The 10,675-nt window shown below is 37.3% G+C and carries 13 protein-coding genes; all 13 read right to left on the reverse strand.

The annotated features are described in order from the left end of the window. Positions 1-2 precede the first annotated feature (2 nt). The gene (locus EZ449_RS14430) at positions 3-932 is read right to left on the reverse strand and encodes a glycosyltransferase family 2 protein (RefSeq protein WP_131560011.1); all 930 of its coding nucleotides are present in this window, start codon (positions 930-932) and stop codon (positions 3-5) included. Then, the gene (locus EZ449_RS14435; protein ID WP_131560013.1) at positions 919-2,145 is read right to left on the reverse strand and encodes a glycosyltransferase family 4 protein; all 1,227 of its coding nucleotides are present in this window, start codon (positions 2,143-2,145) and stop codon (positions 919-921) included. The genes EZ449_RS14430 and EZ449_RS14435 overlap by 14 nt, the downstream gene beginning before the upstream one ends. A gap of 16 nt (positions 2,146-2,161) precedes the next feature. Next, the gene (locus EZ449_RS14440; protein ID WP_131560015.1) at positions 2,162-3,091 is read right to left on the reverse strand and encodes a glycosyltransferase family 2 protein; all 930 of its coding nucleotides are present in this window, start codon (positions 3,089-3,091) and stop codon (positions 2,162-2,164) included. Between the two features lie 10 nt (positions 3,092-3,101). Then, positions 3,102-3,818: a class I SAM-dependent methyltransferase gene (locus EZ449_RS14445; RefSeq protein WP_131560017.1), complete on the reverse strand. Its 717-nt coding sequence runs from the start codon at positions 3,816-3,818 to the stop codon at positions 3,102-3,104. A 6-nt stretch (positions 3,819-3,824) separates the two neighbouring features. Then, positions 3,825-4,592, reverse strand: a complete 768-nt coding sequence (locus EZ449_RS22840) for a DUF5672 family protein (RefSeq protein WP_131560020.1) — start codon at positions 4,590-4,592, stop codon at positions 3,825-3,827. Beyond that, positions 4,580-5,509 (reverse strand): nucleotide-diphospho-sugar transferase, encoded by a 930-nt coding sequence (locus EZ449_RS14455; RefSeq protein ID WP_131560022.1) that lies wholly within the window; start codon positions 5,507-5,509, stop codon positions 4,580-4,582. The genes EZ449_RS22840 and EZ449_RS14455 overlap by 13 nt, the downstream gene beginning before the upstream one ends. 40 nt (positions 5,510-5,549) lie before the next feature. Then, positions 5,550-6,368, reverse strand: coding sequence for an FkbM family methyltransferase (locus EZ449_RS14460; RefSeq protein WP_131560024.1), 819 nt, complete (start codon positions 6,366-6,368; stop codon positions 5,550-5,552). Positions 6,369-6,381: 13 nt separating this feature from the next. Next, positions 6,382-7,218: a glycosyltransferase family 2 protein gene (locus EZ449_RS14465; protein ID WP_131560026.1), complete on the reverse strand. Its 837-nt coding sequence runs from the start codon at positions 7,216-7,218 to the stop codon at positions 6,382-6,384. Next, positions 7,211-8,089: a glycosyltransferase family 2 protein gene (locus tag EZ449_RS14470; RefSeq protein WP_131560028.1), complete on the reverse strand. Its 879-nt coding sequence runs from the start codon at positions 8,087-8,089 to the stop codon at positions 7,211-7,213. The genes EZ449_RS14465 and EZ449_RS14470 overlap by 8 nt, the downstream gene beginning before the upstream one ends. Before the next feature lie 15 nt (positions 8,090-8,104). Then, complete coding sequence (locus EZ449_RS14475) at positions 8,105-9,019, reverse strand: glycosyltransferase family 2 protein (protein WP_131560030.1); 915 nt, start codon at positions 9,017-9,019, stop codon at positions 8,105-8,107. Next, the gene (locus EZ449_RS14480) at positions 9,004-9,840 is read right to left on the reverse strand and encodes an alpha-1,2-fucosyltransferase (protein WP_131560032.1); all 837 of its coding nucleotides are present in this window, start codon (positions 9,838-9,840) and stop codon (positions 9,004-9,006) included. The genes EZ449_RS14475 and EZ449_RS14480 overlap by 16 nt, the downstream gene beginning before the upstream one ends. Before the next feature lies 1 nt (position 9,841). Then, positions 9,842-10,210, reverse strand: a complete 369-nt coding sequence (locus EZ449_RS23515) for a DUF268 domain-containing protein (RefSeq protein WP_225872333.1) — start codon at positions 10,208-10,210, stop codon at positions 9,842-9,844. Positions 10,211-10,474: 264 nt separating this feature from the next. Next, on the reverse strand, positions 10,475-10,675 hold a 201-nt coding region (locus tag EZ449_RS14490), incomplete at its 5' end, for an ATP-binding protein (protein ID WP_165499770.1).

Here is a 10,675-nt window from a genome sequence, read left to right on the forward strand (position 1 = left end):
AATCATTTTTTGAAGGCAAATGTCAAATGAAGCATTCTAAAGTAAATTCTCAATGTTCTGGGCAAAAATCGTTTGAAAAAAAACCACAATAAGCCATTTGTTAATGGAATTCTTACCCCACAGTCCTCACTCAATCTTAATGCGTTTTTTGCCTCTGTTAATTGGCCGGAAAGAATTAGCATTGATGCAGTATTCTGTGCCTGTTGTCCAATTATTTTCCTTGTTTTTTTAAATTCGTATTTATGACAGTATGCTTGCAATAATCCTAACCTTGTTTTCCAACCAGCTGTCTGATCCGCACTCGCCGATGTTGCATATCTGATAGAATAGGAAAGGAATTCCTCTATCACATGAAATCTTGAACCAATTCCAGCAAGCCGAACGTGTAAATCGGCATCCTCCCAAACTCTGATGTCGGCATTAAATCCGTCAGCTCTAAAAAATTGATCTTTTTTATACAGACCATTAATCCCGCCAATCGGGTTTGCTATTGTATAACCTAGGGGATCGTTTGTTATTTCCTTATTGTTATATTTCCAACTTAGCGTGAGGTCGTTCGTTTGCGAATCATACCAATTAACATTACACAATATAACCTCGAAATCATTAGACTCAGCTATTTTTGCTGTCTTATCTAGATATAGTGGATCAAGAAAATCATCGATATCATGAAAATGAAACCAATTGGAGGAGCAGATCTCGGCCAGTTTGTTTCTGGCAAATCCTGGCCCGTTGTTCCTAGATCCACGTAAAACGGTATGGCCTTCGTCGATCAGGATCTTAAAGGTGTCATCCTCACTGGCATCATCATAAAATATTATTTCATCAAAAGGTTTAGCGAGTTTGGCAATATTCTCTAAAAATCCATGAATATACGGAGCCGCATTATAACAGGGGACAAGCAGGGCATATTTATTATTATAATAACTCACTCATTACCCTTTTAATCTTACTAAATACCTTTAAAAAAAAGTTTGGTTCTCTGCGCTCCCCCAATATCTTACCTATATTATTCTTTGGAAGCCGAATCTTTGATGGGACTTTTAAGTATTCCTGCTTGTTCTTGCCCCTTAGTATGTCAAAGAGGCCGATCCAGTCGTCAACTACTTTATCAAAGGAATAACCCTTTTCAATATGATTTCTTGCATTTGTCGATATTCGTTCCCATTGTGCGGGGTTGGTTAGCAGGTACTCAATTTTTTTAACAAATTCCTCAATGTCCTCGACATATAACCCCGTAATATCGTCTATTATCAGCTCCTTAAGACCACTACTGGTCTTTTTACATAGCGGTACAACGCCAGCTGCCATAGCTTCAATCAGTGCAACCGGTAAGCCTTCGAAATCAGACATTAATGTAATTACATTTGCTTTTGGCAGCAGCTCTCGAATGGTCGTGTTTTCTACAATCCCCATAATGTGTATTTGATGAGGTAAGTTATAACTATCGACTATTTCCCTTACGCGGTCAGAGTCGGGACCTGAGCCAAAAATATAAACCTCAACGTTAGGAAATCTATAGGCGGCCTCACACAGGCATTTGGTAACTATCGCTATGTTTTTTTGGACATTTGCCAGACGACCTACGTAAAAAATCCTAAAGGATTCGTTTTTGGTTAATCTACTAAATTGATTGAAGGGCGGCGTCCCGTATGGTATCTTCTTATTGCATGTAAATGCTGTATCCGATGGTAACATTTCGAATAAAGTCTCTGAGACTGCTACAGTCGAATTTATATAGTTTTTTTTGCTGTACAAAAACTCTTTTATGAGGGTATGATACTCCTGGTCATCGTTATTTATCACACCTATAGTGGGAATCCCCACAGGGTTAAGCCATTCAGCAGCATACCATGCTGGTAAAATATGATTTGCAACAAATATATCAGGCTTTTCGTTACTTACGTGCTTCAGGATCCAGGTGACCTGGCTTTCTAAATATCTATTGCTGCCAATTCTTTTGCATGGAATTCCCAGCTTTTTCAACATCGGGATTGTTGTGCAGTCTTCCTCGGAAACCCAGGAATCGTAAATAAGACTTATATCCACTCCATTTGATTTCAGAGAGGGAAGCAGGTTTAATAACCATGTGTTAATGCCATTAACTGCTGCTTTATCATCATAAGTACAAAATATCACTTTCATATGCTCGCTGAACTCACTACCTAAGAAGATTAATGAGTTTTAATAGGATCCGGTTTATAAAAACCATCCTGTCCCAGTTCGGGATGGGACCGTGTGCATCATTACTGCAGATTAACTTATGATCAATTCCCCATGCCTCGTCCATTGCAGGATTTGAGGTTTTCGCTGCGTCATGAACATTTGCCACTGCTAAGGGCTGCCTTATCAGTTTTTTTCTTGCTCCCTTAACCATGCGCAACCACAACTCATAATCTAATGAACAACTCAACTTTTCCCAAATTGGTAGATGTATCCTTGCATCCCAAAAACAGGATGGTTGAGCAAGGGTGGGTATTCTGATGAAGTAATCTGAGATTAATAATGGCTTGATTAATTCATGTTTTCCATCTTTCGTATGAAAGTTATAAGCATAGCCATAGATAAAGCTAGCCTTAGTTGTGATGAATTTGGAGATAACCGTAAAGAAAGTGTCCCTTAAATAATAGTCATCGCTATTGATCCACGCATAATAGTTCCCGGATGCTATACTAAAGCCCATATTTATGGCCTGCCCCTGTCCATTATCCTTTTCACATTGCCAATAGCTGATAAAGGAAGAATATTTTTCCAGTATTTGGATGGTTTGATCGTTACTCCCTCCATCAATCACGATAAACTCTAGATTGGGATAATTCTGTAACAGGATGGATCTAATTGTCTCCTCAATAAACATTCCTTGGTTAAAGGAAGGGGTGACAATCGTTAGCTTAGGCCAATCTGCTCTACAATCGTAGATATTTGGGCTTACCTCTTCTGTCCACGGCCAGCCTTTCTTATCGCTTGCTATAAGGGGCAACTTGGATAAAAGGCCATAGTTATCAGTTTCTATCCGTTCCAGGGGCAGGATTGCACCCTCTTTGATCAATGTTGATCTGTAATGATCTAGATTTCCTAACTCAATACCCACTCGACATGTTTTATTTCTGGGCAACTATGACATAGTTTAAGGTGTTGGTGTAATCTGGAACCTTTTTGTCCAAATAAGAGAAAACCCTGTTAATTGTCTTGATACCGCCAAAAGCTTTAAATATTGTCCTTATGATCCTACCCTTAGTTCCTTTGATGTTTTTTACAGTTGGATACACAGCATGCATCAATGCCTGACCAGCTACTGCCCATTTGCCTCCATTTTCATTAATTTCAATATTCCTAAAGCCAGCCTTTTGCAATATGAATGTGAGGCCGTATTTTGTAAATCGGAAGAAGTCATATGGTTCCTCGTGTAGTGGCCAATACATCGGAGCGCTTATGATGAAGTACCCGTCCTTATTTAATAATCTATAGGCTTCATCCACAAGTCCCTGATGATCTTCTACGTGCTCAAGGGTTTGCGTGCTCAATACCGTATCAAACGAGTTATCGGACAGGGGTATCTCGTTTGCGGGGCAAATAAGATCCACACAATTGTCGCTTGATTGAATGATGTCACAGCCGGTATATCCTGTTATATATGGTAATATTGTCTTCTTATAGGGCATATTTCCACAACCAATATCAAGGAGAGCTCCTGTTGCATAATTTTTTAACGCTTCAAACAATTTTTCATGTAAAAACTTATAATGCAAAAATAAGGAGTTATTGATATCAATATCTATTTCGTAAAGCCTATCTAATTTTTCTTCTCTCTGATGCATAATATGTTAGTAGGGGTTTTCGATAAACGGCTTCCAGACTGACCATTCATATTTCCTAAAGGCGTGGCAGCCAAAAGGCAGTTGGTTGTTTAGTTTTTTTAGGGATTTTTCTGGCTCAAGTTCAACTGCAAAACGGATTGCTATATCATCATCCGGTAAATTAAAAAGTGGGTGGAGGATATTTCCCCAATATTTGAAAAAACCATCCTCATTATTTATCCCCCATTTCTTAACACGGTGCTTCAAAAACCTCACTAATAGATAACAGGATCTGGTTTTGCGTAGGGAAAGCCCTCCATTTCCAACATTACTTATTTTTCTCGTTATTCTAAGTGCACTGAAAAGATGCCTATAGTTTTTAAGAAATTGCAATTCGCCAGGTCTATTTTGATGCGGTAGGTTCGGAGCCCCAATAAAGTCATATTTTTGCTTACACCAATACAAAAGATCGTCTTTGAAAACAAATGCATCCAATTGGTGAATTAGGATATATCTATACTTAATAAATGTCTTATAAAAGATTGGTGATAGCATAAGATTGTTATAACCTGTGATATCCTGAAAATAAAAATCGTCAAATCTTATTACTTGCGCCAGATCACTATTGGAAATATTGATGTACTCAGTGCAATCTAGGCTTTTGGGTGCAACAAAATAGATTTTGTAATGGTTTAGGATTTTTTGACATTGCCTAAGCGATAACACCTCGTCAGCATCTGGGACCCGTTTATAAACAGGGATTATGATAGAGACCATATATTCTAGCGTTTCCAATAGCTGAGAATTGACAGTGTATATTTAATATTCGCCCTGATTTTCCAGAAAAGAGCTTGCCTCAATGGTGATACTATTGTATTAGATCTCTCAATACTGTCAGCCTTAATGTTTATAGAGACTTCTTCTGGATGGAAAATATTATTTAGCTTGTACTGTTTCATTCTTGATTGACTTGAGCGTTCATCAAAGGTATGGGTTGCGTCTGATCCGAATCCAATATTTGAGATCATATTCAACCAGGGCGTGACCGTTATACCTTTGTTTTTCCAGATCCAATACATCCACTGATAGTCCCAGGCGTCGAGGCCCTCCGAAATTAGACCTAAATTATGTTTCCATTGTTGCTGCTCTCTGCGCGATTTGAAAGTTTGCTCGATAACCGTATTACGCTCCTCCTTTGTTTCTGAGATCAGGTCTACATTGTACAAATCCCAAGCCCTTCTCCAACTGGCCCAGCCCCATACATGTACATATTTGGAGAAATAATAAGAATTCGAATCTAATGGCCTTGGCTGAAAACTACATCCATTTATCATCATAATGCGTTCATCATTCTGGAATTTGTGCAGGAGCGATTTGGTAAAGGAAAAAAAAGATTCATTTGGCAAACAATCGTCTTCCAATATTACGCCCAGTTCGTGATGCTTAAAGAACCAGCTGATTGCTAAGCTCACCGCTTTTTTACTTCCCAGGTTCTCAGAGCGAAAAAGGGTTCTCAATTCACAATCCCAATCTATTAGAGAAATTATATCTCTAGTCTCGGCGCAAAGCTGTTCATCCAGTCCGTTTAAATTTCGAGGTCCATCAGCAGCTACAAATAGATATTTGGGTTTCTGCTTTCTAATCTCCTCAAAAACTAGCTTTGTTTGGCTTGGACGGTTGAATATCAAGAATAATATAGGTATGTCGTACACGCTTTATATTTCTGGTAAATTATAACTTCTAACGTTGCTATCAGTCGTGCCTAACGCAATAAATATTGGCCATAAAATCCATATTGGAGAATATTTCCTTATCTATAAATGGATTTGGTTTATTAAATGCTTCTTTGATATAGTATCTAAAACCCGCATCTTTTATATATTTAAGTATTTCATCTAACCTTTGTGGCTCGTTCAAGAATGAATGATACTCTAAAAAAAGAAATTCAACTTTCCGTAATTCTTCAACTATATCAGGAATAAGATCTATTTCGTGGCCCTCTATATCAATCTTTAAAAACGTAATAGCACCATGTTGCTGAAGAATTGTTTTTAAACGGATCGTCTTGACCTTTATGCTTTGGAAATTGTGCTTTCTGCCTAATTTTCCAGAATGCCCTCCCTCAACAATAAAGTCCAGAAAGCCATCAACATTTGATACAGCTTGGTTGAGACATGTGATATCATTCAGCTTGAAAGATTTGATGTTCTCTTGCATCGCATTGAATATCTTCGGATCTGGCTCGAATGCAATTATCTGGGCACCAGGATATTTATTTTTCAGGTAAATGGTTGCCAGGCCGATGTTTGCACCGCAGTCTATGATTAATGGTTTAGCTGTTTTAGTCTCAAAATTGTAAACCTTATCTTTAAAAATCTCAAAATAAGATCCGATAAATGTCACAGCGTCAACAATATGAAGTAAGTTGCCCATGAAGGTGATCTCAGCTTTCTCATAACGATTGAGTGCTGTTAACTTATCCTGATCCTTATGAGAGATTTCCTTGATAATCAAGGGCCTTCTATAAATTTTTTTAAGCTGGTTCTTGACAATTGTCTTAAATGGTTTCATAACTTAATAATTGTTAAGCTTGATTTTTTATTAGCGCCATCATCTTTAGTTTGAGGTAAGCGGATATACATATAGCCCTTTCAATTATGGTTAGACTACTTTGTGGATTAAAAAAAGCCCTTTGGAGGTATAATCTTGCTGGTATAAAGGAATTTTCGAAAATCCGTAATTTGAAGTATCTATATAGAATTGACCCTCTCTCCTGATGGAAGTATTGGTCTTCTGTTTTGGTACTGTAACCTCCAACAAAGAAATTAGCAATGGTAATTGGCACGTATTGGAACGAGACGTTGGCAAAACACCTTAAGTTAAACTCATAATCTGCGCCCACATTATATTTTATATCGAAACATCCCAATTGTTTGAAAATATTCCTATTGTAGAACATTGCCTGATGGCAGATATTTAAATTTAGGATTCGAGAAAGGTCATATTCTCCCGCAAATATTACCCCATCCAGGTTCCATTGATTTTTTCCGTTCATTAATACATTGCCGTATACAACATCTGCCTTGCACTGAGTGATCAGCTGATTCATTCTGGTCAGGACATTACTATCGTAAAGGGTATCGTCACTACCTAGAAAATAAAGCCAAGCTCCTTTACTCATACCAATTCCTTTGTTCATTGCGTCATAAATTCCCTTATCATTCTCGTGAATGAAATTGATGTTTAGCCCTATTCCCCTATAGTGTTCAATTATTTCATGGGTGCGATCAAATGAGCAGGCATCAACTATACAAATCTCATATTGCTCAAAGGTTTGTTTATAAAGGCTTTCCAAAGCATCGCCTAATGTCTTTTCTGAGTTATAGGTGGGGATAATAACTGAAAAAAATGTGTTAGGCATTTTTCTTTGTGTGATGACTGATTAAAAAGTAGAAAACTCTCAAAAGATTTTTGAATTGCAATTGAAAGAGGTTTTCATGTGCAAAGGGTAATAGTATTTCGCTCTGTTTATATGGATAATATCCTTCGAATATTTTATTGACTAATACTCTTCTTGGAAGAATTAGTGAGTAGAAAGACTGATGATCATTTAGTAATTCTGTCATAAAGATGCGATCGAAGGTCATATTCATGCCTTTCTCTGACCTATTCCAAATATAAATACATTTATCAGTGTAGACACCTTTGAACCCCCTTTGCATGACCCTTATCCAAAAATCTACATCTTGAACTGAATAGCTGTATTTCATTGAATAGCCACCAATAGCCTCCCAGGTTGCTTTTTTACAAGGACTAGTACCCAGTAATTTCCAGTTTGCTGCAAGCTTTTGAGAGTTAATGATTCCATTGGTGCAAATATCACTGCAAGATACCAACTTACTCTCTAATCCCTCATGGCTCTCAACTTGGTAATTTCCAAAAATAAAGTCAGCATCAGGGTTTGCAATGAAGCATTCATTTATGTCGTCTAATGCTCCATCTGGTAAAATGTCATCTGCATCTATTGGAACAACATATGGTGAACTTGCATTTGAGAATCCGAGGTTTCTTGAATGAGATAATCCCTCATTCTTTATGCTATATAAGACTTTCGCACGTGTGAATTTCGCTATCCTTTTCAAGAGTTTTCTCGTGAACACATTAGTAGAGAAATCATCTATGAGAATTATCTCAGTTTCATGGTAAATTTTATTCATCCGCAACGACCTTAAGGCAGTTATTAAACTTCTTTCCTCATTAAAAACACATATAATGGCTGTTAATTTGTACATGTAATTTTAGAATGCTTAAGCGAAAGCAGAAACGAGCTTAAAAACGATTTTTTGACTTAAGGGTTGAGACTGGTAAAATATTTTCTCGATAAGATAAGTTAACAAAACAGCTTTCCTTTTCTTGAAGTGTGAGGCAAAAAGATCAATGCAGGTACTGTGAAGCTCTTCGCTGTAAATGAACCATTTTAATTTGTCAACTACCATCCTACGAATATTGGCATCTTGTGAGTGCAGGTAAATATCCCTATGCGCAAAAAATATTGGTACCTTAAGTTCCTTATCTTGGTGAGTAGACTGGCTAGGGTGAATGCGATAATAGAATAACCTATCTGGTTTTGATGTAAACTTGAAATCCTTAACTAGAAGCTTAAGCCATAAATGGTAGTCCTCTACATTTTGTATGGAGATTGACTCGCTGAAACCTCCTACTTTCATGATAGCCTCTTTTTTCATCAAAACTGATAGAATCGGTATTTGGTTCTGATTCAAGAAGTCCTCTAAGTCATTTTTATCCCAGATGTTTTTGATCTTGACATCCAAATTTGAAATCGAACCATCCTCTAGGTTATATCCCTGTGAAAATAGCAAGTCTATTTTTTGATTGTTTCGCATAAACTCAATTTGCATACTTAACTTATTTGGTATCCACTTATCGTCTGCGTCTAAAAAAGAGATATATGCCCCCTTACTTATTTCCAATCCTAAATTTCTCGCCTTTCCTTGCTTCCCATTTTCTTGATATAAATATTTGATTCGGGAATCTTTAAGAAAAGAAGTTATTATGTATTTTGTTTTGTCTTTTGAGCCATCGTCAACAATTATTAATTCCCAGTCTTTATAAGTTTGATTGATAACGCTTATTATACTTTCTGCTATAAACAGTTCAGCATTGAACGCTGGCATAATAATGGAAATTAGATCTTTATCCATTCCTTTGGTACAATGTTCGTTTCTGTTGTCGCAAGCCAGTTTTTTGGTGCGATGATTATTTTATCAACATTTTGATTTAGCCAAGCCGCCCACCAGCTATAGCTGCTGTTGGCAATTATATTGTGCTTACAAATACTCATTAGATACATATCTTCCCAGCTCTTGCTATTCGTGCTGGATACGATGGTAAATAAGTGTTTGCTTGATTGAAAGTGGAGTCTGCACCAATCCGGGTCATCTGAAAATACATAAAAATGGGGATTGGAAATTAGCTGCTCTAATTTCTCGACTGCGGCATCATAATAGGATTTTGGCAACAATCCATGAAAAGAGTTTGCTGCAGGTAGGAGATAGTCTCCTCTTCTAACATGTATACCAACTGAAGATCTATCTGGCATAATCTTAAATTTCAAGCCCTTATTTGCTTCAGAAACGTCCTGGAATCGAAAATCTTGTAATAATTGACTTCTAATTTTCTTAAAATAATTCTCATCTTGGAAATATCCATCCAGATACGTGATAGTCCATTCCGTTTGTCGAAAGGCTATCCATTCATTGTTTTCGGTTTGATGAATGTACTTGGTTCTGGGTAAGATCGATCGCTTTACTAGGTATCCCAATAATTTATTACATTTGATTAGCTTGATATTATTAAATATAGTTAAGGCTAAATCCCTTGCTGTGAAGTAGTCATTGGTGAATTTATTTTTGCTCAGAAAAGAGGTATCGATTAACAGCATAGAATTTTTTGCAAGACTTTTGGCTACAGCATATTGAAACATTTGATTTCCAAGACCTCCTTGGAGTTTTACTATCACCATACTAATTTATAACGAACCAAAAGCATCCGCATCCGTAATTTTGTATAGTACCGAGTGATAGTGGCGCGTTCAACATAAACTCATCAGAATCGGTTACTAATGCGAATTCTTTGAGCCTAAAGCCACTCATGTAAGTTAATATTGTATGTGGATCATAAATCCTGTGCGCATTGAATACAACTTTGGGCTTCCCAACAGGTACCACGATTAGCAGATTCCCGTATTTTGCGCAAACCCGCTTTAACTCTTCCAACGGTTTCAAATCGCCGTCGGGATCAAGTGGACCCCCATATCTTCCAAGTCCTATATGTTCAACTGTATGCATACATGAGATTGATTTGACGGAATCATTCTCAAATGGCAACTGCATTAAACCTCCTTTGAGAGACCTTAAATCATCTAAATCAATTCTGGCTGGTCTTAAGTCATAAAAATCAACCGGGATAAATGCTGACAATATGCTGCAAAAATGTAGGGTTGAGGAAATGTCTACATGTTTTGATGGATTTATTGCCTTAATGATTCTGGTAGCCCAGGTGTAATCGGGAAATAACACTGCACAAGAATTGGCAATTAAGAGTGCACAGAAAACGGCAACAAGTGTGCACAGTTTTACAAAGCTAATCTTCTGGTCCTAACTTGCAAATATTGTTTTCCTATTTTCCATTCTGTAAGATTTTCCCGCAAGACTGATTACCTCACACCGGAATAGAAGCCTGTCCAGCAGAGCTGTGGCCAGCACCTCATCATCCAGCATTTTGGCCCAGTCAGCAGGCATTTTGTTGGTGGTGATAATAAATGAGGTGCTTTCATAAAGTTGGTTTACGAAGTTAAA

The sequence above is a fragment of the Pedobacter frigidisoli genome, assembly GCF_004331675.1.
Taxonomy (GTDB): domain Bacteria; phylum Bacteroidota; class Bacteroidia; order Sphingobacteriales; family Sphingobacteriaceae; genus Pedobacter; species Pedobacter frigidisoli.